The sequence below is a fragment of the Raskinella chloraquaticus (SeqCode) genome (assembly GCF_021731865.1).
In the GTDB taxonomy this organism is placed as follows: Bacteria; Pseudomonadota; Alphaproteobacteria; order Rhizobiales; family UBA4765; genus Raskinella; species Raskinella chloraquaticus.
The window spans coordinates 19,647-42,214 of record NZ_JAKFWN010000022.1 but is presented as its reverse complement, the minus strand read 5'-3'; the positions used below and the strand labels follow the sequence as shown (position 1 = coordinate 42,214).

The following is a 22,568-nucleotide window of genomic DNA, read 5'->3' as shown; positions in this document are numbered from 1 at the left end:
TGCGCCGGGCAAAATCATTGCGATAAACCCCCAGAACACGATTTCCCGCGATTGTGAAGCCTTGCGCCTTGGCACCGTCGGTGGCGCTGGCGAAATTGACGATGTTCATCTGATTGGCCTTCACGGCTGCTTCGGTGCGCGCGACCAGCTCGGCAAATGACAGCTTGGTTTCAATGACGATCCAGCCCGCCGGTGTCTTGAACGGGGCGGCCGAGGCGGAACACATTGCCAGGACAGCAATCATGAAAGACAGGATCAAACGCATAGCTTCCTCCCAAATGATCTCGAAAATTTTTGCCAGGCCCGAGACGCCAGAGTTACACGGGGCACGATCCAGCAGGTAGTGACGAGTTCGTGACGATATCGTGTCGCCAAGGGATTGGCAAAGCGGTCACCAAGTCACGGAATGTTGTGAGAGCATTCGCCTTACATGCAGATTGAGGCCGGCGGCGGGCGCCAATTCATTCGACGTTAATGTGATCAATCACATTTCTTGCGTCATCAGTCACGGTGGTTGCGACCATCTTTTGCTGTTTTCTATCTGTAAACCGGGGCAGCGCAGTCTGGCGCCAGATCAACTGAAAATGACCAAAAGATACGGGCTGGTTCTGATCCTCTTCACGTTGGTCTGGCTGTTTGTCTGTTGGCCCTGGCTGTCAGGTGCGCTCACGATTCCCTATGACGCCAAGGCGCATTTTCAAGCCCAGATCCAGTTTCTGGCGCGCGCGATCCATGACGGGCAATCGCCATTCTGGACACCCCATGTGTTTGCCGGCTCACCGCAGATCGCCGACCCGCAGTCGCTGATCTTCTCACCGGCCATCCTGCTGGCGCTCCTCAGCCGCGACCCTACATTCTGGATGGTTGACGTTTTCACCTTTTCGCTTCTGCTCCTCGCGGGCTATGCCGTCATCGCTTTTTTCAAGGATCGCGGCTGGCATCCAGCCGGCGCCCTGCTGGCGGCATGCATCACGGCCTTCGGTGCCTCGGCCGCGTGGCGCATCCAGCATATCGGACAAATCCAGAGCCATGCTTTCCTGGCGATATCGTTGTGGCTGCTTGCGCGTGCGCTGCAACGCGGCACGGTGATGTGGGGTTTTTGTGCCGGGCTGGCGGCTGGCGTGATGATCGTCGAGCCTGATCAGGTCGCCTATCTCGGATGCATCGTGCTCGCGGCGATTATTGCTGACTATCTTCTGGTGCGTGGAGAGATTGCGGCGCGTTTCAAATCACGCCTGCCGATGTTGGTTGCGGCTGTCGCCGGCGGCGCGCTCGTTGTCACGGGGCCGCTGCTGATGACGCTCCTGTTTGCTGAAGCCTCGAACCGGCCGGATATTTCCTTTGCCGAGGCAACGCGCGGTTCGCTGTCACCGGCAGCCTTTCTGACCTTTCTTTTCGGCGATCTCTTTGCTGCCGCCGAGCGCACGCGCCCCTATTGGGGGCCGTCCAGCGAAATCTGGTCACCACAGAATTATTTCCTCTCACCCAACATGACGCAGACCTATTGCGGGGCGCTGGCTGCGCTGCTGCTGGGTGTCAGTTTTGCCTCACGCCTGCTGTGGGTGCGCGAGATGCGGGTCTATGCCTGTCTGCTGGTTTTCAACGTCATCTACGCGTTTGGAAATTTCACCCCCGTCTTTCAGTGGATGTTCAATCTTCTGCCGGGAATTGACGCCTTCCGCCGGCCGGCCGACGCAACGTTCACCTTCGGTTTCATCATCGCCATTGTGAGCGGCTATGTGCTGCATGCCCTGATTGCCGGCAAGGTGGTGTTCACGGTCTGGCGGTGGCGGCTGCTGGCGATAGCGATGATCAGCGCAAGTGCCGCGGCGCTGGTGGCGGGTTATTCGGTCGGCCATTTTTTGGACGCCACGCGCAATCTCGGGCGTGGCCTGCTGTGGCTCGCCGCCGGTGGCGCGCTGCTCACCGCTCTTATGCACCGGAGTGTCTTGCGACCGAACCGGTATTACGCACCGGTTATGCTGTTTCTGCTCGCCGTTTTCCTCGCCGCTGATTTCAGCGCCAATAACGGACCAAGCGAATCCACTGGCCTACCGCCAAAGACCTACGAGGCGCTGAAGCCCGACACCGATAATGCGACGATCAAATTCCTGCGTAGCCATACGCAGGTGGCGGCGAAAGATGCCCGGCGTGATCGCGTCGAACTGCTCGGCGTCGGCTTTATCTGGCCCAATCTCGGCATGGTCCACGGGTTTGACCATACGCTTGGCTACAATCCGCTACGGCTTGCCGATTTCACTGCCGCAACGGGTGCCGGTGACACCATTGCCGGGCCTGACCAGCGCCATTTCACCAAGCTCTTTCCCTCCTATCGCTGCGTGCTGGCTGACCTTCTGGGCTTGCGATTCATCGCTTCGAGCGTCCCCATCGAGCAGATCGACAAGCGCATCATGCCGGGCGATCTCACCATCGTCGAGCGCACCAAGGACGCCATCATCTATGAAAACAAGCGCGCCCTGCCGCGCGCCCTGTTTGTGCGCGATTTCCAGGTGGCGGATTTCGATCAGCTGATCTCTTCCGGGCAATGGCCCGATTTCGACCCGAGGCGAACGGTTCTGCTGGAAAATGCGCCTGACCCCGTCAATGTCCCGGCCGTCAGGGAAAACATCCGGCTGACGGCGGCAGAGACCGCCCTGCGCGAGAGCGGGCCGCATGTCAGCGCCTTGCAACTCAATGAATATCACAACACGATCATTCGCCTGACGGTTGACAGCAGCACCTCCGGCTTCGTGGTGCTCAACGATGTGTGGCATCCGTGGTGGCGCGCAACGATCGATGGCGAGGCCGTCGACATCCTCAAGGCCAACGTGCTGTTCCGCGCCGTTGCCGTCTCCCCCGGGCGCCATGAGATTGTCTTTGAATTCAAACCGTTCGCCGGAGCGATCGCCGAACTCGGCGAACGGCTCTTTGACCAGCAGTGATGTCTCAGGCTTCCGCAACGGCGCATCCTCTTCTATAGTTTGGAAGATATTTGCCGGGGATTGCCAAAATGCTCTCAGTATTCCGCAGGAACGACCTGCGTCACGGTCTCGGCGCACTGACGCTTTTGATCCTGACGGGCGGCGTGGCGCGCGCGGCGGGGGAAGTCAGTTTCGGCGTTCCGCGCGGCATGGTGTCGCGCATGGTCAGCAATTTCGGCCAGATCCGCGATCACGTCAGCGGCGTTCTCTCGGCACTCCCTCATGTGCCGCAGGAGCTGGCGCAGACCATCAAGGCGATCATCGCCTCGTCCGGTGATCGTGGGACGCTCGCACTGGCGTCCGGAGTCATCCTGATCCTGCTGATTTTACCGAAGTTGCTGGCGAGGGTGCCGCCACTGAAAGCGTTGCGGCCTGATGTTCCCGAGCGCTCACTGGCAGGGGCTGGCAGACGGCTGGCGTTCGACGTTGTCGATCTTGCCGTCATGGTGCTGCTGGCGATCATTCTTGCCGATGCCGTTTTTTCCTCCAATGCGCTCATCGACCGGTTTTGCCTTGCGCTCATCGATACGACGTTGCGCCTGCGGCTGGCGATGTTCATACCCTTGGCCGTGCTGCGGCCGGGCGAAAGCGTCTTGCGGCTGGTGCCGGCCAATGACGTTCAGGTGTCGCGCGCGATGCCCCTTGTCTGGGTGGTGGTCGGACTGGCGGCATCCTTCATCACCCTCATTCCGGTTCTTTTCGAAGCGGGCATCCCCGCCGTCCATACGGCCGATGAGCCGTGGCGCGCGGGTCAGGCTCTGGCCGTCATAGTCGGCAGCCTTGTCAGCCTTGGCGCGCTATGCGCGGTAGAGCGGTTTTTTTCAGCAGCCCAACCCGCTCAGCCCGCGATGAGAATGTCCGGCCTTCTCCTTGTCGGCATATTCTGGGCGGCATGGACTTACGGCGTGATCTCGCTTGATTTTGACTTTTATTATGCTTTCGCCGGGCTGGCGATCCTGGCCGCCGTGACCCTGCTGGTCGATCGTTTCCTGCTGCTGGCCACGGCCCAGATGTCCAAGGCAGCCGATGGCCTGCCTGATTCTGCGATGGCCTATGCGGCGGCGTTGTGCCGCTGCGCCCGCGTCGCAGCCCTGGCAACGGCGTTCGTCCTCCTCAGCCGTTACCTTCTGTCGCAAGCGCTCGTCATGTTCACCATCGAGCGCTGGGCCAACATTGAAGGGGGGCTGGTCAGCGGCCTCCTCTATCTGGTTGGCGGCTACGTCTCCTACGAACTCACGCGCGTGTGGGCGCGCATCAAGTTTGGCGTACGCACGCAACCCCTGGTGCCCGGCATCGACGACGGGGACGACCCTGAACCAGCGTCCCGCCTGTCAACCATCATGCCGCTGGTGCAAGGCTTCGTCGGCGTCACCATCCTGGGCGTTGCCATTATCGCAGCGCTGTCCGAAATCGGCGTCAACATCACGCCCTTGCTGGCAGGTGCCGGCATCTTCGGCCTTGCCATCAGCTTCGGATCGCAATCGCTCGTGCGCGACATTGTCGCCGGCCTCTTCTTCATGGTCGATGACGCCTTCCGCGTCGGTGAATATATCGAGGCCGGGCGGCTGCGCGGCACGGTGGAGCGTATTTCACTGCGCTCGTTACGGCTGCGCCATCACAACGGGCAGATGCATACCGTGCCTTTCGGCCAGCTTGGCTCGATCACCAATCACAGCCGTGACTGGCTGACCGTCAAATTCAATCTGCGCTTTGCCGGCGATACCGATCTTGAGAAAGTGCGCAAACTGGTCAAGCGCATTGGCCAGGACCTGCTGAATGACCCTGAAATCGGCCGCGAATTCCTGCTGCCGCTCAAAATGCAAGGCATTGCCGACGTCGTCGAGAATACGTTGATCCTGCGCTTCAAATTCACCGTCAAGCCAGGCAAGCCAACGATTGTCCAGCGCGAAGCGCTGAAGCAGATGGTGCTGGCGTTCCGTCAAAGTGACATTGCATTCGGCTCTCCTGGCGTCATCGTCCAGGGTGATAGCGAGCGACAGAAGGCGATCGAAGGAGCTGCCGGGGCGGCCATCATCAACGCGGCAAAACCGGCGGCGGCGGAATAATTGCTTCCGCCGCCTGCGTCGATATCAGAATTTGAAGCTGGCGCCGAGCGAGCCCTGGTGACGTGTCTGTCCGCGATCACCGGTTGAGCCGCGATAGTCAGCGCGCGCGACGATGGTGCCAAACGACCAGTCAAAACCACCGCCATAGACCACACCGACACCGACCGGGTTGGCAATCTGCACGGCGAAAGCCTGCGCGGTGTTATTGGTCAGCCGGCCGGTGACGGAGCCTGCCGAACCGGTGAGGTAATCCTCATAACCGATCAAAGCGCGCAGCGTTGCCTGGTCATTGAAGGCGTAGGCAGCACGCAACTCGAAGGCTCCCGCCAGCGCATCGACAACCCGGCTGTTGAGGCTGACGGCGGCGACGACGCCGGTCTCGGTAAAGCCGTCAACAGTGGTGCGCAGGTACTGGAAGCGGCCTTTTGGCGTTACGGTCAGCTTGTCGAATTTGTAGTCATGACCCAGTTCACCAAGGACACTCGCCGAATAGCCCGTCGGGTTGGCCTCGTTAACCAGAGGTCCAAGGGTGCGGCGCTCATAATTATCGTAACGATCGAAGCTGGCGCCGCCGCCGAAATTGACAAACGATCCGCGACCGAAGTCCCAGCGAGCGAGGATGTCACCGCCAATCTGCGTGGCATTGAGCTTGATCTGACGGTTGCCGTCGGCAAGCCGGTTGCCGCCAGCAACCTCGCCGGTGGTGAAGTAGAAGGAGGCGCCGAGCGTGATACCATCGCCGATATTCCGCAGGCCGCCCAGTCGTACGCCGCCGGTGGTGTAATCGTTCAATGGCGTTGATGTGGTGCCGGCTGCGGTCAGAATGCCATTGGCGGACCGGCTATTGGACGAGCCGGCATCGCCGGTGCCGTAGATGAAGAACTGCCATTGCCCGCTGGTCGGGACGACACGGCCAAGCTGATCAACCGCACCGAGGGCGGCCGAGCGGCGCAGGGCAAACGAGGTGTCGGAGAGGACCTGATCGGCGGTGGCGGCGATGGTCGGAGCCTGCAGATATTGCTGCACGGTGGCGGCAATCAGGCTGTGGCCACGCTCGGTGGGGTGAACGGTGTCAAAAAACAGGAAATTGTTGAACTGCGCCGGGCTTGCCGCACAGCTCGGAGTGAGGAGGCAGGCCTGGGTCACGTTGGTGAAGCCAAACGAAGCCGGATTGGCAACGATTGCCCGAAAGATCTCATCGACCGGGACCGAGATAATGTTCGTATTGGGCAAGGCGGCGGCAGCACCGGTCAATTGCGCCAGCAAGGCCCGGTTGAAATTGCCTGAGGCGAGCCCTGCCAACTGGGCATTGGCGGCAACCGTATTATAGGCCGGCAGAGAGGCGAAATCGGGCAGGTTGAAGACCAGCAAGGTCCGCGCGCCCGCCGCCGACAGCTGGCGCACCTGATTGCCGATATCGACCGCCGCCGTATTGGTTACGGTGACAGCTGCGCCCGGCGCCGCAGCCACCGGAATATCGCCGATGGCGACCTGATTGGTCAGATCAAAGATGTTGTTGGCGCCGCCCCATAACGACACCACGTCACTGGTGCCAAAACGGCCACCGCGGGCAAGATAGGTGTTGATCTGTGTCTGGATCGAAACGGGCTGGGTCGCTGTCCCCGCCGCAGTCTGGGCCCCGCCAAAGGCGAAATTGATATTGCCGGTATTGGGATTGACGGTGGTGAAGAAATTCGTCGACGGCCCGAAGAGCTGGGTGATCCAGGTCGGCCCGTTGGAAAATTGCTGCAGGCGCAAGGGGAGATAGTTGGGAACCGCTCCGCCAAACACCGTGGCGACATTGCCCTGATCGGTCAGACTGTCGCCAAAACCGACGATACGATCAAATTGCTGTGCCTGAGCAGACACTGCGGCGCCGGCGCATGTCAAAACGGCTAACAGAGATGCGCGAAGCATGTTGGACGACATGATACCCCCCCGGAAACAGTCAAGCGCATGAACAGCGCGTGTTGCCGGAAAAACTATCTTACTGCCCGTTTAACAGGCAAGCGCGCCTCGACCGGTCCAGGCCTTTCCACGTCGGTTTTGTGACGAAAGCATCGTTTTGTGTCCGTTTTGTCACAACAACTTACGTAACGTAAGGAACGATTGCGACGAGTTCTGCGATCCGACCACGAGCCCGGCGATTCTCAGAACTTTTCAACCCAGGGTCGTACCTCGATCTCCCAGCTCCAGCAGGAGCGCTCCTGGTTGATGAGGTCGAGATAGGCGCGGGCGATGGCGTCGGGATGGAGCTTGTCGTGCTTGCCTTCAGCATCAGGATAACGGGCGGACAGAATAGCCCCGTCGATGATGACATGGGCAATATGGATGCCTTGAGGATGGAATTCGCGAGCCATGGACTGGGCAAGCCCGCGCAGGGCAAACTTGCCCATCGCAAAGGGCGCCGACTGGGGATAGCCTTTCACGCCGGCCGAGGCGCCGGTGAAGAGGATTGTGCCGCCGCCACGCTTCAGCATCGCGCGCACCGCCTGCTGGCCGACGAGGAAGGCACCGAACGCGGTGATATCAAGTGTTTTGCGCACATCACCAGGGTTGAGGTCGGCAAGCGGGCCACGGACACGAAACGACGGATTATAAATCACCACGTCGAGATCGCTGCCAACCTCGGAGAACAGAGCGGCGACGTCGTCTGCGTCACTCGCATCGCATGTGTGGACGCTTGCTTTCGTCGCCCTGGCAAGATCGCCGAGTTTGGCGATGTTGCGGGCGGCAAGGGCCACTGAGTAGCCCTCACCATGCAACAGACGGGCGAGCGAGGCTGATAATCCATCGCCGACGCCGACGATAAGGGCCCTGCACCTTGCTGACATGCTGTTCTCCTTTGGCGTGATGCGTTCTACCGTCCGCCTGGCAGCTCTGCCAAACACGATCGATGCACGACTTCGTGACGATCCGGGCGGAAAAATCCATGCAGGCAACGCGGCCAACTGGCCAGCGAATCATACCATTTTGTCGATTTGCCGTTCCCGATTTTTGGTGACGTCGATCTCAGGTTGCGCTTGCCAACTTTAAGACGTTGGAAATTGAGCAATGCTTGAATGGCTTAAGCCAGCAGGTAGCAGAAAGCTGCGTGGTACAAGACGGAACGGATCGCCCGGAGGGTGAAATGCTGGTTGAGCGACGAGAGATTGCCGATGTCCATTTCCTCCTGGTTGAGGATGATGCTGACGAGGCGGCGTTGCTGCGCCGTGTGCTGCATCGCTCCTCGCACCATATCTATTGCCGCGAACTGGTGAATGGCCGCCAGGCTGTGGACTACATCCGCCGCGTGGCAAACGACAGCGCTGTCGGCCTCCCGGACCTCATTTTGCTCGATATCCAGATGCCGGTCATGACCGGTCTTGAATTTCTAGCCTGGCTACGGGCTGATGCCCGCTACAACGCCGTTCAGGTTGTCGTCCTCACAGGCGTTCGCGACGATGCGATCCTGCGTCAGGCGCTGGCGCTCGGCGCCAATGCCGCGCTCAACAAGGAACTGCGCCGCGAGGATGCCGACACGTTACGGCAGATGATTATCGATGTGTGGTTTCACGGCGAAGTCTACTATTTCGCCGAACAAACCGATGCGCCAGGCGCATCGCTGATGCCATAAACTGTCGCGTGTTTAAGCAATCACGCCGCTGCGCAAGGCCTCTGCCACGGCGTGCGAACGGTTCTGGGCGCCAAGCTTCGCGGCCGCATGCTTGAAATGGGTTTCGACCGTCGTCTGGGCGATATCAAGCAGTCCGGCGATGTCTTCCGACGTCCTGCCTTCGCTTGCCCATCTGAGGCATTCGACCTCGCGTGGCGTCAGCCGTCGCGGTTTACCCGAAAGGCGGGCATAGCGTTGCGAGATGGAACGCAGCAGGGGAAGGGCGATGGCGCCGATCAAGCCTTCGTCGATTGCGCTCAACGGCCGATTGCGGCCAGCCCATATCTCGCTTGCAAGACCAGCCCGTCGGGGAACAGCAAACAGCCATTGCGGACCCAGTTCAGCCATATCGGCGACCGACACCTGCGCTTCGGCAAGCAAGGATGCCTGCGTCATATCCGCCGGTGTCAGCACACCGCCACGCGCGCGCCGCGCGGCAGTCGCGAGAGTGCCGAAATGCCAGTGCGCGGCAAGGGCGCGCGCCTGTATACGGCTGCTCCAGGTCGAAAAAAGTATCCTGACGCTTCTGTCACTCGTCTCATCCTCGACCATCATCACCAGGTGCAAATGGTCAAGCTCAAGCACACGGCGCAGATGCTCGGCCATCGTTGGCGGCGGGGCCAAGGCCGTCGGCACGCTTGAAACAGAAGACGGAACGCCGGTTGAACCACGAAATTCCACGGTCGGTCTGATCAGGTGCATGGGAGGCTCATTCTTTTGGAGCGAGTGAACGAATCAACCTATCCCATAACGGGAATAATAAATAAACACACTTTATGCGTGTGTTGTAAATTTCTCTTGCCCGGTTGACCGGCGGACATGCCCCGCTTAATCCCCGCACCATGGGCACTATATCCTCATCACCCGCTTCCGCGCTGACGCTGGCCCAAGGGCTCATTCGCTGTCCGTCGGTGACCCCTGCGCAAGCTGGTGCGCTTGACTACCTCGAAGAGGTCTTGCGACCAGCGGGGTTTATGACCGAGCGCCCGGTATTCCATGACGCCGGTACGCCGGACGTTGAAAACCTTTATGCGCGCATCGGCACATCATCACCCGTGCTGGCGTTCGCGGGGCACACGGATGTGGTACCGCCGGGCGATATCACAGCCTGGTCAGCCCACCCGTTCGCAGCTTTGATCCGGGACGGCCTGCTCTATGGCAGAGGGGCAACAGACATGAAGGGCGGGATTGCCGCCTTCACCGCCGCTGCCCTTGACCATGTCGCGCAGGGCCGCCTCGCCCATGGATCGATCGTCTTTCTGATCACGGGCGATGAGGAAGGGCCGTCGGTCAACGGTACCGTCAAACTGCTCGACTGGGCGACCAGACGCGGCGAGCGCTTCGACCATTGCATTGTCGGGGAACCAACAAGCAGCGAGAGCGTCGGTGATACCATCAAGATCGGCCGGCGCGGCTCCTATTCGGCAAACCTGACGGTGCGCGGGCGACAGGGACATGTCGCTTACCCCCATCTGGCGGATAATCCGCTGCCGCGGCTGATGGCACTGCTGGCTGAACTCGCCTCACCGCTCGATCATGGCACGCCGTGGTTTGACGCATCGAACCTCGAGATCGTCGGGGTCGAGGCCGGCACCGGTGCCTTCAATGTCATTCCCGAAACGGCGCGGGCAAAGCTCAATGTCCGCTTCAACGATCTGTGGACGCTTGAGCGACTTGAGAGCGAGATCAGACGCCGCCTTGATCCGGTCGCCGGACCCTCCGCCTACGCGCTCGAAGCGGTGCGCGGCAATTCGCAGGCCTTCCGTACCGAACCCGGCGCCTTTCTGGACCATGTCGCGCAGGCCGTCGCGGCAATGACCGGCAAGACGCCCGCCTATTCAACGTCCGGCGGCACGTCGGATGCGCGCTTCATCAAGGATTACTGCCCGGTCATCGAGCTTGGCCTTGTCGGCAAAACCATGCATCAGATCGACGAACATGTGGTCATCGATGAGCTTGCCCGACTGCAAGCGATCTACGCTGCGGTTATCGCTACTTATTTCGATCATTCGGCCAGGGCGTGAGCGATGCCAAGCGGAGCCGACATCAGAGAAGCGATGGCCGGGGCGTGGCGCCTCTTCTGTGGCGATCCCAAGGGGCTCGAGCGTTTTGATCTGTCGGCTGAAGGGTTCTTCCGCTCCTTCTGGGTGATTGTCCTGGTGGCACCGATTTATGCCTCATCGGTGCTGACCGAACGCAACCTATTGCTGAGCGAGCGTTTCTCGTCTGACGATTTCAGCGACGGGCGGTTCTTTCTGGTGCGAGCGCTCACCTTCATCGTCGACTGGTTCGCGTTTCCGCTTGTCATGGTCGTCGTCACCCGCAGGCTGCAGCTGGGGGCGCGTTATGCGGCCTACATCACCGTCAGAAACTGGACCGCCCTGCCCTCGGCTGCCCTTACGTCGCTGCCAACGATTGCCTATGGGCTTGACCTCGTCCCCATTCTGGTGACGACGCTTGCAACCTACGTCTTCCTGATTGTTGTGCTCAGATTTGGCTGGTTTATCGCCAGATCCGTGCTGCAAACGAGTGCAGCGATCGCGGCGGCAATCGTTGCCCTAGACCTCGCCCTCAGCCTCCTCATCGGCCGGATCGGTGATGTCCTCGCCGGCCTGTGACGGCGCGGCATAAGACACGCTTGTGAGATAAAGGCCGTCGGGAGGGGCGAGCGCGCCACAGCGCTCGCGCGAGCGGGCCTCGAGAATTTCAGCAATCCACTCGTCAGGCCTGGTGCCCTCGCCTACCCGCTTCAGCGAGCCCACCATCGAGCGCACCTGATTGTGGAGAAACGAACGCGCCTCGACCTCAACGATCACCTGGTCGCCATGACGGCGCACAGCCAGATGACGCAGCGTCTTCATCGGCGATTTCGCCTGGCAATCGACATTGCGGAAGGTGGTGAAATCATGATGGCCGAGGAGATGGCGGGCGGCATGGTTCATGGCGTGCGCATCGAGGCGGCGGCGCGCATGCCAGACGAGCCCGCTGTCAAGTGCTGGCGGGCTGCGGCGGTCGAGAATAAGATAGCGATAAGCGCGCCCGCGAGCACTGAAACGGGCATCGAAACCGTCCGCCACCTCGGATGCGCCGAGGATCGACACCGGATGGGGGCGCAGCATGGCGTTGATGCCATCGCGCAGGCGGCCTGGCGCCCAGGAGCGCGGCAGATCGGCATGGGCGACCTGGCCCAGCGCATGGACGCCGGCATCGGTGCGGCCGGCGCCGTTGACGCGGATCGTCGCGCCGGTGAGCGCGAACAAGGCGGCCTCGATGACGCCTTGCACGGTCAAGGCATCGCTCTGATACTGCCAGCCCCTGAAAGGGCGCCCGTCATACTCGATATCGAGGCGATAACGCGGCATCAGCGCACAGTCATGCCGGGGGCCAGGTCAAGCCCGCGCAAGGCGGTGTCGCGGTCCATGACCTTGCGCCCGGCACGCTGGACAAGCAAAGGGCGGACCGCGCCTTCAGCGCAGGCGATGGCAAGTCGATCATCGAGGATGGTTGCCGGCGGCCCGGAGGCGTCAACATATTCACAGCGCAGGATCTTGAGACGCTCGCCCCCCTGCGGTGTCATGATCTCGCACCAGGCGCCGGGAAACGGCGACAAGCCATGAATGTGGCGACGCACAACGCTGGCCGGCTTCGCCCAGTCGATGCGGGTCTCGCCCTTGTCGATTTTGCGCGCATAGACAATTCCCGCATCGGCCTGCGGCGTGAAGCTCAACGTACCAGCCTCCAGGCGGCGCAAGGCGTCCACCATCAGGCCAGCGCCGACAATCTTCAAACGATCATGCAGATCACCCGTCGTATCGTCACAGGACAGCAAAGAGCGGGCACTCATCGCCACCGGGCCGGTATCAAGCCCCCTCTCCATGCGCATGACCATGACGCCAGTCTCCTCATCGCCCGCCATCACTGCGCGATGAAGGGGTGCCGCCCCGCGCCAGCGCGGCAATAAAGAGGCGTGGAGATTGAGGCAGCCATGACGCGGGATCGCCAGCACCGCAGGCGGCAACAGCAGACCATACGCAACCACGAGGATGACATCAGGAGCCGTAGCAGCGAGCGCGGCCACATCCGCGCCATCACGAAAATCGACCGGCGTCCTGATATCAAGGCCGTGCCGGCGGGCTGCCAGTTCAACCGGCGTGGCAACAACGCTCATCCCGCGCCCTGCCGGGCGGGCAGGCTGGGTATAAACCGCTGTCACGCGATGCCCGGCCGCAAGTACCGCCTCAAGCGTCGGCACGGCGAAATCAGGTGTTCCCATGAAAACGACGGAAAGAGGCATGGTGTTCCTGTTGCACAAAGCTGGCGTCCCGACAGTGGGCCGGGCTATTTTTCGGCCTGTCTTGCTGCCTTGGCAAATTTCTTGATCACGAGCTGTCGCTTCAGCCGCGACATATGGTCGATGAAAAGCACGCCGTCGAGATGATCGATCTCATGCTGGAGGACGGTAGCGAGCAGACCCTCAGCCTCGACCTGATGGGCATTGCCTTTCATGTCTTGGAAGGCCACGGTGATACGCGCGGGGCGCTCGATCTCGCCGTAATACTCCGGGATCGACAGACAGCCTTCCTCATAGCCAACCAGTTCGTCGGACGAGGCCAGGATCTGCGGGTTGATGAAGGCCTGGGGCGCCGGCGGCTCGTTCTTGCGTGCCAGATCAACCGTGACCACACATCTGGCGACGCCAATCTGGATGGCGGCAAGACCAATACCGGGCGCCTTGTACATGGTTTCGAACATGTCGACGATCAATTGCTCCAGCTCGCCGTCAAAGGCTGCAACCGGCAGGCTTTTCTGGCGCAGGCGCGCATCGGGTAAGGTCAGGATCGGGCGGACTGTCATAGCCGCGAGATAGGGCGCGCTGGCGTCAGCGTCAATCATGGGCAGGCGAAATTCAGTGAATTTGTTCACGGTTCGGTCTCATCAAACGCGTAAATCAGCTAGAGTGGTGTCATGATCGATTCGATTCTTGTCATTGGTGGCCGCCCGCTCGACGGGTTTGAGCTGGTGCTTCTCGCCGGGCTTCTATCGGGGGTGCTGATGGCCATTCTGGCCTGGCGCTCATCACGCCTGCAGACGCGGCTAGCTGGCGAAGCGCAGGCGCGGGCACGCGAGATGGAAGACCGTTTGCGCGATGTCATGGCAGGCCAATCAGAACTTGCCGGCAGGCTTTCAACCATGACCCACCTGATCGGCGAGCGGCAGAGTGACATGCATCAGGCCATGAGCGAGCGGCTTGACGCGGTCGGACATCGGCTGGGGCATGGGCTGCTCGAATCAGCCCGTTTTACCGGCGATCATCTGACAAAACTCAATGAGCGGCTGGCCGTCGTCGAGGGTGCCGGCCAGGCCATCGGCGCGCTGGCTGACGAGGTGGTCGGGCTTAAATCCATTCTATCCAACAAGCAGGCGCGCGGCGCTTTCGGCCAGGCGCGGCTTGAAGCCATCATACAGGACAGTCTGCCGCCGAGCGCCTATGCTTTTCAGCCAACGCTGTCCAACAACAGCCGGCCCGATTGCATCGTGCGCCTGCCGACGACAAGCGAGGTGCTGGTTGTCGATGCGAAATTTCCGCTCGAAGCGATTGCCGCCTGGCGCCATGGCGGCGATGGCGAGATGGCAAGGGCTGGCGAGCAACGCGTGCGCGGGGATATCGGCCGGCACATCGATGACATAGCGCGCAAATATCTGCTGCCCGGGGAGACGCAGGATATCGCCTTGATGTTTGTCCCTTCCGAATCGCTCTTCGCTGACATTCAGGAAAGCTTCTCCGATGTCGTGGAGCGGGCGTTCAAGGCGCGCGTCGTGCTGGTCTCGCCCTCCCTGCTCATGCTTGCCGTCCAGGTGGTGCAATCGCTGGTGCGCGATGCGCGCATGCGCGATGAGGCGCGGCGTATCCAGGTCGAGGTCGGGCGATTGCTGGAAGATGTGCGGCGGGTGAGCGAGCGGGCAGGCGCGCTTGACAAGCATCTGCGCAAGGCCGGCGAGGATGTGACAGGTCTCATCCTGTCAACTGAAAAGGTGACCCAGAGGGGGCTGCGTATCGCCACCGTTGATTTGTCAGAAGGTGAACCGCCGGCGGCGCAACTGCAACGGCCGCTCGCGGCTGAATGAGATGACAGCCCTCAGAACGGCAGGCGCGCCCGCAACGCCGTCGTCAGCGTCCCCTCATCGAGATAATCAAGTTCGCCGCCGACCGGCACGCCATGGGCAAGGCGCGTGACCTTGACGCCGGTCGCGGCCAGAAGATCGGTGATGTAATGGGCCGTCGTCTGGCCTTCGACGGTGGCATTAAGGGCCAGAACCACCTCATCGATCTTCTCATCAATGATACGCCCCGGCAGCACGGCCAGATGAAGGCGGTCAGGTGTCACGCCATCCAGCGCCGACAAGGTTCCGCCCAGCACATGGTAGCGCGCACCGGCGGCGGCCGCGCGCTCCATCGCCCACAGATCGGCGACATCCTCAACGATGATCAGCATGCCTCCCTGGCGCTGCGGATCGCGGCAGATCGAACAGGGATCGAGTGTATCGACGTTACCACAGGTGCGGCAGACGATAATCTTCTCGGCGACATCACGACAGGCCACGGCCAGCGGATCGAGCAATTGTTCGCGCCGTTTGATCAGAGCCAGCGCCGCGCGGCGGGCAGAGCGCGGACCAAGCCCCGGCAGACGGGCCAGAAGCTGGATCAGGCGATCTATTTCAGGGCCGGCACTGTAGCGGATCATAGGCACTCCGGAGGGGTCAGACTCAACCAGGCGGGATTTACCATGTTCGGCTGTCCATGCACCAAGTTTAGCCATGAACGCTTGCCAGTATGTCACAATTGCAGTAGCAGCCCGGTTTGGCTGCGATAACAGAGCAGGCACATGTCGCGTTTTATCTGTATGCTGATTGCTGGAGGGCTTGGCGCCCTGTGTGCGGGGTGTTCGAGCCTTGAAGGATCGAGCCCGCTCGCCCTGCCAGCCTTTCCAAGCCTGCCGGCATTCTCGGCCGCCGAACCGGCGGCAAGCCCGGGAACGCGCCCGGCTGTCGACCCCTTGGGTGTCAACGCTCCGACGCCGCCTGCCATTCGCGCCGCCAGCAATGATCCCCGGGGCCTGACAGCGCCGGAAGCCAATATTCTGGCAAGCTCCGGGCCGGTCAAGGCTGCCGTTCTGCCGGCGCTGATCGGGCTTGGCTACAAGGTTGCGACCGACACCCCCTATTCAACCGTCCTCACAAAGCTGTCGGGATCGCGCCTGTCGACGATCCGCCTTACCGTCACCTTCGCCTCTATCGGCACGCAGACGCGGGTGATTGCCGATTTGCGCCGGACCGCGAGTGGCAGCAGCGAGATCGAGCCGGCGCTCGATCATCCCGACCGCGATGCCATCCAGGCGCGCCTCAATCAGGTCAAAGCGCAGCTTGACGCACGACCAGCGCCGCCGCCTGCACCAGTGGCAGGTTCGGGGGCGACCGGCGCGCCCTCGCCGCTGACGCAAGCGCAACCGGTAGCCGCGCCCCAGCCAGCCCAACCGGCTCTGCCCGCGCTCCAGCCGGTGACGCCGGCACCACCAGTGGCGGCCGCACCCGAACCCCCGCCCGCCAATCAGCCGGCCGAACAATCCTGGTTCCCGCAGATTCCGTTTCCGCGGCTCGGCGGCGAGCCGAGCAGCGCGGTCGTTCAGCAGGCAACACCCAATATCGAGGCGCAGCGCCCGGCCCGACGTTCAGACAATCCGTTCAGAGAATTGATCCCCAATCTGCCGCCGCCCAACCTGCCCAATTTATTCCCGGCAGCGCCCTCCGACGCAACGCCTGATGACCGGCCGCTGCGCAAGGGCCAGACCCGCGTCAGATTGTAAGTTCGAAAATCAGAAAGGCAGCTTGAAGCCCGGCGGCAGAGGCAACCCCGCCGTCAGGCTCTTCATCATGTCGCCCGAAGCTGCTTCCACCTTGCGCCGGGCATCGGCGTGGGCAGCGATCAACAGATCCTCAAGGATATCCTTTTCGCTGACAAGCAAAAGCGACGGGTCGATCGCAACGGCTTTAAGGTCGCCCTTGCCGTTGAGGCGCACCCTGACCAGGTCGCCTCCGGCGAGGCCCTCGATCTCGATGCGCTCCAGATCATCCTGCGCCGCTTTCATCTTGGCCTGCATGTCCTGGGCCTGCTTCATCAGCTTCATGATGTCCATGGGGCACTCTCATCATTGTCATCATCTGGAACGGTCATGCCGGCGTCACCTGCCCCGGTCGGCTGCGGTGCGTCCGGCATGCGGATATCGATGATCTCGGCGCCGGGGAAACGGGCGAGAATAGCCGAAACGCTCGGGTGCGAGCGGACGTCGTCGACCAGCATCTGTCGCTCGACGTTTGCCTGCTCTTCCAATGTCGGCAGACCCTGCTCCTGCGACAGGGTGATGAGCCAGCGCTCGCCCGTCCATTCCTGCAGTTTGCGCTGCATGTCGGGAACAAGCGTTGCGGCCTGGCCGTCGCGAAACCGAAACTCAATTCGCCCCCGCTCGAAGCGCACGAGGTGGATCGAACGCTCCAGCGCGGTTTTCAGGCGGATGTCGCGTTTATGGTGGGCGAGAGCTACCAGATCCTCGAAGCGCAGCAATTCGACAATCGCCGTCGGGCGGGCGTCAGCGAGTGCTGCGGGCGCGGGTGACTGGCTCACCAGGCGCGGTGTGGTGCGGGTGGCGGCCTTAGCCGGTCCCGGGCCGGGTATCGCCTGCGAAACGACCTCAGAGCGAGCAGAGGGCATATTTTCCGATTGCGCTCCTGTGGCGGCAGGACCAGCCGCCGGCCCGCGCCCGGCGGGTGGCGGAGATGTTTCACGGCTTGGCGCCGGCGCACCTGTTTCGTCGCCCCGCTGCAACCGTTTCACCACATCCTCAGGGCTTGGCAATTCAGCGACATGACACAGGCGGATGAGCAGCATTTCAACCGCGCTTGCCGGGCGCGGCGCCTCTTTCAGCTCCTCGCTGCCTTTGAGCAACATCTGCCAGGCGCGTGACAAGGTGGCCTGCGACAGCCCGGTGGCAAGCGTGGTGATGCGCTCGCGCTCGGCCTGCGGAACGGCATCGGAGCCCGCTTCGATGCCGACAATCTTGGCGCGGGCGAGCGCATGAACGGCTTCCGCCATTTCGCCAACCAGGATCGCCGGGTCGACCCCGTCGCGATAATGCGCAGCGAAGAGATCAAGGGCTGCAGCGGCGTTGCCGCGCATAACCGTGTCAAGGAGATCGAAAATCCGCATGCGGTCAGCCAGCCCCAGCATATGGCGCACGGTTTCTGCGGTGATCGCCTCCTCGGCGGACGCGTTGGCCTGATCGAGAAGCGAGAGGGCGTCGCGCACCGAACCTTCGGCGGCACGCGCGATCAGCAAGGCCGCGTCCGGCTCAAGCATCATGGCCTCGGCGCTGGCGATCTTGTTGAGATGGGCGCTCAGCACGTCGATATCGATACGGCGCAGATCGAAGCGCTGGCAGCGCGACAATATGGTGACCGGTACTTTACGAATTTCAGTGGTGGCAAAGATGAATTTGACGTGCGCAGGTGGCTCTTCAAGGGTTTTCAGCAGCCCATTGAATGCTGCTTTCGATAACATGTGCACTTCGTCGATGACATAGACCTTATAGCGCGCGCTCATTGGTGTGTAGCGGGCGGCATCGCTGATCTCGCGGATGTCATCGATACCGGTATGGGACGCGGCGTCGATTTCCATGACATCAAGATGGCGGCCCTCAATGATGGCCTCGCAATGAATGCCATGGGTGGGCATGTGAATGGTCGGATGATCGGCCATGCCCGGCAATTGGTAATTGAGCGCGCGGGCAAGGATACGCGCCGTCGTCGTCTTGCCGACACCGCGCACGCCGGTCAGCATCCATGCCTGTGGCAGTCTGCCCGTTTCGAAAGCATTGGACAGGGTGCGAACCATTGCCTCCTGGCCGATCAGATCATCGAAGGATCGCGGGCGGTATTTGCGGGCAAGGACGCGATAGGCACGAAGCGGCGTGGCGGGCGGCTTTATGATGTTGTCAGCCATCTTGTACCCTCGGGCGGTCAGATTGGTTCCGCCGGCCCGATCGCGCCTCAGCGCTGGCAGGACGCTGGATTGCCGCCAGATTCGGCCTGGCAAAGGTGGGAGGCTGAACAACAACCCGCGCCGAATTCGTTAGGGCTGCTTCCTCTCGGACCTGACCCGATTGGCGAGCGGCACGCCTGCCGCCAACCTCCCGGGCCCTATATGGAACAGAAGCAGGGCCCTGTGCAAGGCAGACGGCGAGCGAACGTGCCTTGACGGCGCAGGCGCATCGCTTAAACCTGTGTACGGCCAACCGATGCGGCCCATCGCAGCTGGTTTCATCGCGGCGGTTTTGGCCATCCGCCCCGCCCTTCCGCCGGGATTTTTTGATGCTCAATGCCGATCCTCTCCCTGTCGGGACCGCGCCCGCCTTTGTCGCCGACGAGCCCAGCGCGCGCGCCGGCTATGGCAATAATCCGCTGGATCGCAAGGCGGAATGGCGCGATGACGAGGCGCGCCTCGCGTCGCTGCAAACGGCGACAGCGCGGATGATCGTCTATGCCGCTGACAAGGCCGTGCTCGGGGCACCCCCGGATTTTTCATCCACCATGACGATTGCAACAGCAGCGGCACTTGGCGCTGCCCCTGACATTTTTCTCGGCATGCGTGGCGATGTCGCCTATTTCGCCGGCATGGCGGATGAAGAGAGCGACAGCCTCAAAGCCAGGGGTTTTGTGGTGATCGATCTGCGCTCCATTGGCGTTCAGGGGCTGGTGCCGTCGCAGGATCTGGCAATTCTCGGCCATGCCAAGGGCATTCTCGCCTGGCACGCCACTCACCCGCATTGCGCGCGCTGCGGCGCCAGAACCGTGATCGCTTCCGCCGGCTACCGCCGGGAATGCCCGTCGTGCAAGGCGAGCCATTTTCCGCGCACTGATCCGGTAGCGATCATGATGGTGGTGCGCGGCGATTTCTGCCTGCTGGCGCGCAAGCAGGCCTTTGCGCCGGGCATGTATTCCTGCCTCGCCGGTTTCATCGAGCCTGGAGAAACGCTGGAGGATGCAGTGCGCCGCGAGACGATGGAGGAGGCGGGGGTACGCGCCACACGTGTCGTCTTTCACGCCGCCCAGCCCTGGCCGCTTCCCTTCAGCCAGCTGATGATGGGATGCCTTGCGCAAACCAGCGATGAGGCGATCACGCTTGACCACACCGAGCTTGAGGATGGCCGCTGGTTCAGCCGCGCCGAATGCCGCATGATGATCGATAATACCCATCCGCAAGGGCTTTTCTGCCCGCCGCCGATGTCGATTGCGAACCTGCTGCTGCGCGACTGGCTGGATGGCAGGCTGGCGTGAGCTGCGGCCCTATTTCCCGCCCGGCACTTCCAGCGGCTCGCGGAAATTGTCGCGGAAGGGATGGGCGGGGTAGACGCCCAGCAAGGTGAACTCCCGGCAGTAATAGGTCATTTCGTCGAGCGCCCGCGCCAGGCCCGGATCGTCGGGATGGCCCTCGACATCGGCGTAGAACATGGTGGCAAAGAACTGGCCCTCGAGCATGTAGCTTTCGAGTTTCGTCATGTTGACGCCATTGGTGGCAAAACCGCCCAGCGTCTTGTACAGGGCGGCTGGAACGTTGCGTACGCGAAAGACAAAGGTGGTGATGCAAGGCTGGACACCGCGCACCGGCACGCGCTTGTCCTTGGCAAGGATGACGAAACGGGTCGTGTTATGGGCCTCATCCTCGACGTTGCGGCGCAGGGTATCGAGGCCGTAAATCTCGGCGGCGACGTCGGAGGCAAAGGCAGCGCGCGTCAGATCGCCCGATTGGGCCACTGCGCGGGCAGCCCCGGCATTGTCGGCCGCCACCACGCCCTTCAATTTCAATTCGCGGATGATCTTGCGGCATTGGCCAAGCCCCATGACATGGGCTTCCACGGTTTTGATGGTTTCCGTCGTAGCCCCTCTGGGGGCGAGAAGCTGGAAATGAATCGGCAGGAAAAATTCGCCAACGATCGATAATCCTGATCCTGGCAACAGGTGATGCACATCTGCAACACGTCCGGCCAGCGAATTTTCAAGGGCAATCATCGCCAGCGAGGCGCCGCCATCCTGCACCGTCTGAAAGCAATCCTGGAACGTGTCGCAGCCGACCGCCTCCCAACCGGGAAAGACCGAACGGCAGGAGGTGTGCGAGTAGGAGCCGGGCTCCCCCTGATAGACGATGGTGTTGCTGGTCATGGGCCCAAGGTCTGCTTGCGTGTTTAAGGTTTGCTGGCGGGTCAAAGAGGGGCGCTGGCGAGGATCGCCCGCGCCCGGTCAAGGTCTTCAGGCGTGTCAACGCCCAGCGGTACCGCATCGACGATGGCAATGTCGATGCGCATGCCATTTTCCAGCGCCCGCAGCTGTTCCAGCTTCTCGCGCTGCTCAAGTGGCGATGGCGGAAGCGCGCAAAAGCGCAACAGCGCCTCGCGGCGATAGGCGTAAAGGCCGATATGGTGGAGAAGCGGCCCCTCTCCCCAGGGAGCGGTTGAGCGCGTAAAATAGAGCGCTTGCAAACAGTTAGGGCTATTTGTGAGCGGCGTTGCCACGGCTTTGACGACATGGCTGGCGGTACGTTCCTCCGCGCGCGTGATGATCGCCGCAAGGGTACCAATATCGGTCGCTGCATTGCCCAGAAGGTCAGCCGCCCGGCGCGGCAAGGCTGGATCAAGCGTTGGCAGATCACCCTGCACGTTGATGATGATGTCATGGCTGGCAACGGGATCGACAATCGTCAACGCTTCGCGGATCCGGTCGGACCCCGAGGCGTGATCAGCGCGCGTGAGGACTGCCCGTCCGCCCGCCGCTGCAATGACGGCGGCGATTTTCGGCGAATCAGTTGCCACCACCACCGGCCCCAGATCAGCCGCCAGGGCCCGGCGCCAGACATGCACGATCATCGGCACGCCATTGATATCGGCAAGCGGCTTGTCGGGAAGGCGCTGGGCGGCCATGCGCGCGGGGATAAGGATGATCGGTCGGGTCATGGTTGGCGTCAAAAAGTAGCACGGGGAGGACGCTTATAATGGATTGCATCCAACAAATGAAAGGCTATACGTAGCGCGTTTTGTCTCGTCATGCGCTTTGCCCCGGGTCATTGATGGTCTCTTCGACCGGGCAAGGACAAGTGGAGAGTGATGGCGAGAGGGGTGAGCGGCGGCGGGATAACATGCACCTCCGCCAAACGACGCCGATCTAGGGAGCTACCGGGTTATGGAATCTTTTGAACAAACCAAAATCGCCATGGCTTTGTTGTTGATGCTGACGCTCACCGTTGGCCTGTCCATTCTCGCCGGCGGGCTTTACGCAGTCGAAAAGCCGGCAAAGCCCGGTTATGCGGTGGCGGTTGCTGAAACGGCGGCGCCAGGTGCGGCAGCAGCAGCCGCAGAGCCGGAAACGCCCATCGCCGAATTGCTGGCGAGCGCGGATGTCAAGCGCGGCGAACAGGCCTTCCGGCCCTGCACCCAATGTCACACACCTGACAAGGGAGGGGCGAACAAAGCCGGCCCGAACCTGTGGGATATCTACGGCGCCAACCGAGCCTACATCGCCAGCTTCAATTATTCCGAGAGCTTCAAGAAAGCGAAAGCGGAAGGAACGAAGTGGGATGCCGAATCGCTTAACAAATTCATCGCCAATCCCCGGACTTACGTGAGCGGCACGGCGATGGCCTTTGCCGGTGTGCGCAAAGCAAGTGATCGCGCCGACATCATCGCCTATCTGCGCTCGCTGTCGGATGCGCCCAAGCCGTGAGGCAAGCGATCAGGTCACGCGTTTGTGGCCTTGGCGGCGCCTTGC

Annotated in this window: 20 protein-coding genes, 1 other RNA gene and 1 pseudogene; 9 read left to right on the top strand and 13 right to left on the bottom strand. The window is 61.8% G+C overall.

What is annotated here, in order from left to right:
- Window positions 1–265 (bottom strand): annotated as a pseudogene (locus ACINK1_RS08090) (DUF302 domain-containing protein); the annotation flags it as partial.
- A gap of 319 nt (window positions 266–584) precedes the next feature.
- On the opposite strand from ACINK1_RS08090, the gene ACINK1_RS08085 reads away from it, so the two are divergent.
- The gene (locus ACINK1_RS08085) at window positions 585–2,942 is read left to right on the top strand and encodes a hypothetical protein (RefSeq protein ID WP_395760065.1); all 2,358 of its coding nucleotides are present in this window, start codon (window positions 585–587) and stop codon (window positions 2,940–2,942) included.
- A gap of 68 nt (window positions 2,943–3,010) precedes the next feature.
- The gene (locus tag ACINK1_RS08080; RefSeq protein ID WP_376800060.1) at window positions 3,011–5,047 is read left to right on the top strand and encodes a mechanosensitive ion channel family protein; all 2,037 of its coding nucleotides are present in this window, start codon (window positions 3,011–3,013) and stop codon (window positions 5,045–5,047) included.
- A gap of 24 nt (window positions 5,048–5,071) precedes the next feature.
- Here ACINK1_RS08080 and ACINK1_RS08075 read toward each other — a convergent pair whose 3' ends face one another.
- Window positions 5,072–6,964 carry an autotransporter domain-containing protein gene (locus ACINK1_RS08075; RefSeq protein ID WP_376800059.1) on the bottom strand — a complete coding sequence of 631 codons (1,893 nt, stop codon included), beginning with the start codon at window positions 6,962–6,964 and terminating at the stop codon, window positions 5,072–5,074.
- Between the two features lie 233 nt (window positions 6,965–7,197).
- The gene (locus ACINK1_RS08070; RefSeq protein ID WP_376800058.1) at window positions 7,198–7,881 is read right to left on the bottom strand and encodes an SDR family NAD(P)-dependent oxidoreductase; all 684 of its coding nucleotides are present in this window, start codon (window positions 7,879–7,881) and stop codon (window positions 7,198–7,200) included.
- A gap of 260 nt (window positions 7,882–8,141) precedes the next feature.
- Here ACINK1_RS08070 and ACINK1_RS08065 point away from each other — a divergent pair, with 260 nt between their 5' ends.
- Complete coding sequence (locus tag ACINK1_RS08065) at window positions 8,142–8,663, top strand: response regulator (protein WP_376800057.1); 522 nt, start codon at window positions 8,142–8,144, stop codon at window positions 8,661–8,663.
- Between the two features lie 12 nt (window positions 8,664–8,675).
- Here ACINK1_RS08065 and ACINK1_RS08060 read toward each other — a convergent pair whose 3' ends face one another.
- Window positions 8,676–9,404: a LuxR C-terminal-related transcriptional regulator gene (locus ACINK1_RS08060; protein WP_376800056.1), complete on the bottom strand. Its 729-nt coding sequence runs from the start codon at window positions 9,402–9,404 to the stop codon at window positions 8,676–8,678.
- A 140-nt stretch (window positions 9,405–9,544) separates the two neighbouring features.
- Between ACINK1_RS08060 and dapE the strand changes: the two genes are divergently transcribed.
- A complete protein-coding gene (gene dapE / locus ACINK1_RS08055; RefSeq protein WP_376800055.1) occupies window positions 9,545–10,726 on the top strand; it encodes a succinyl-diaminopimelate desuccinylase in 1,182 nt (393 codons plus the stop codon).
- A 3-nt stretch (window positions 10,727–10,729) separates the two neighbouring features.
- Window positions 10,730–11,320 (top strand): hypothetical protein, encoded by a 591-nt coding sequence (locus ACINK1_RS08050; RefSeq protein ID WP_376800054.1) that lies wholly within the window; start codon window positions 10,730–10,732, stop codon window positions 11,318–11,320.
- Here the strand turns inward: ACINK1_RS08050 and truA are convergent.
- From truA to def, 3 genes are read right to left on the bottom strand one after another with little or no spacing between them, the layout of a single operon-like run.
- A complete protein-coding gene (gene truA / locus ACINK1_RS08045; protein ID WP_376800053.1) occupies window positions 11,261–12,064 on the bottom strand; it encodes a tRNA pseudouridine(38-40) synthase TruA in 804 nt (267 codons plus the stop codon). The two genes, ACINK1_RS08050 and truA, sit on opposite strands and share 60 nt — an antisense overlap.
- Window positions 12,064–12,996 carry a methionyl-tRNA formyltransferase gene (gene fmt, locus ACINK1_RS08040; protein WP_376800052.1) on the bottom strand — a complete coding sequence of 311 codons (933 nt, stop codon included), beginning with the start codon at window positions 12,994–12,996 and terminating at the stop codon, window positions 12,064–12,066. The genes truA and fmt overlap by 1 nt, the downstream gene beginning before the upstream one ends.
- Before the next feature lie 44 nt (window positions 12,997–13,040).
- Window positions 13,041–13,556, bottom strand: coding sequence for a peptide deformylase (gene def, locus ACINK1_RS08035; protein ID WP_376800114.1), 516 nt, complete (start codon window positions 13,554–13,556; stop codon window positions 13,041–13,043).
- 111 nt (window positions 13,557–13,667) lie between these two features.
- On the opposite strand from def, the gene ACINK1_RS08030 reads away from it, so the two are divergent.
- Window positions 13,668–14,828 carry a DNA recombination protein RmuC gene (locus tag ACINK1_RS08030; RefSeq protein WP_376800051.1) on the top strand — a complete coding sequence of 387 codons (1,161 nt, stop codon included), beginning with the start codon at window positions 13,668–13,670 and terminating at the stop codon, window positions 14,826–14,828.
- Between the two features lie 11 nt (window positions 14,829–14,839).
- On the opposite strand, the gene recR is transcribed toward ACINK1_RS08030, so the two are convergent.
- On the bottom strand, window positions 14,840–15,445 hold the full coding sequence (recR, locus tag ACINK1_RS08025) for a recombination mediator RecR (RefSeq protein WP_376800050.1): 606 nt from the start codon (window positions 15,443–15,445) through the stop codon (window positions 14,840–14,842).
- Between the two features lie 141 nt (window positions 15,446–15,586).
- On the opposite strand from recR, the gene ACINK1_RS08020 reads away from it, so the two are divergent.
- Complete coding sequence (locus ACINK1_RS08020; RefSeq protein WP_376800049.1) at window positions 15,587–16,564, top strand: hypothetical protein; 978 nt, start codon at window positions 15,587–15,589, stop codon at window positions 16,562–16,564.
- Between the two features lie 9 nt (window positions 16,565–16,573).
- On the opposite strand, the gene ACINK1_RS08015 is transcribed toward ACINK1_RS08020, so the two are convergent.
- The 3 genes from ACINK1_RS08015 to ffs all read right to left on the bottom strand — a co-directional run bounded on the left by ACINK1_RS08015 (window position 16,574) and on the right by ffs (window position 18,945).
- A complete protein-coding gene (locus tag ACINK1_RS08015) occupies window positions 16,574–16,894 on the bottom strand; it encodes a YbaB/EbfC family nucleoid-associated protein (RefSeq protein WP_376800048.1) in 321 nt (106 codons plus the stop codon).
- Window positions 16,882–18,753, bottom strand: coding sequence for a DNA polymerase III subunit gamma/tau (locus ACINK1_RS08010; RefSeq protein ID WP_376800047.1), 1,872 nt, complete (start codon window positions 18,751–18,753; stop codon window positions 16,882–16,884). The genes ACINK1_RS08015 and ACINK1_RS08010 overlap by 13 nt, the downstream gene beginning before the upstream one ends.
- Before the next feature lie 94 nt (window positions 18,754–18,847).
- Window positions 18,848–18,945, bottom strand: an RNA gene (gene ffs, locus ACINK1_RS08005) — signal recognition particle sRNA small type.
- Window positions 18,946–19,121: 176 nt separating this feature from the next.
- Here ffs and nudC point away from each other — a divergent pair.
- Window positions 19,122–20,087 (top strand): NAD(+) diphosphatase, encoded by a 966-nt coding sequence (gene nudC / locus ACINK1_RS08000; protein WP_376800046.1) that lies wholly within the window; start codon window positions 19,122–19,124, stop codon window positions 20,085–20,087.
- A gap of 9 nt (window positions 20,088–20,096) precedes the next feature.
- On the opposite strand, the gene ACINK1_RS07995 is transcribed toward nudC, so the two are convergent.
- Window positions 20,097–20,969 carry a prephenate dehydratase gene (locus tag ACINK1_RS07995; RefSeq protein WP_376800045.1) on the bottom strand — a complete coding sequence of 291 codons (873 nt, stop codon included), beginning with the start codon at window positions 20,967–20,969 and terminating at the stop codon, window positions 20,097–20,099.
- Between the two features lie 41 nt (window positions 20,970–21,010).
- Entirely contained in the window at window positions 21,011–21,757 is a 747-nt protein-coding gene (locus ACINK1_RS07990) for a 3-deoxy-manno-octulosonate cytidylyltransferase (protein WP_376800044.1), read from the bottom strand.
- Window positions 21,758–22,013: 256 nt separating this feature from the next.
- Between ACINK1_RS07990 and ACINK1_RS07985 the strand changes: the two genes are divergently transcribed.
- Window positions 22,014–22,523 carry a c-type cytochrome gene (locus tag ACINK1_RS07985; protein ID WP_376800043.1) on the top strand — a complete coding sequence of 170 codons (510 nt, stop codon included), beginning with the start codon at window positions 22,014–22,016 and terminating at the stop codon, window positions 22,521–22,523.
- Window positions 22,524–22,568: the final 45 nt, after the last annotated feature.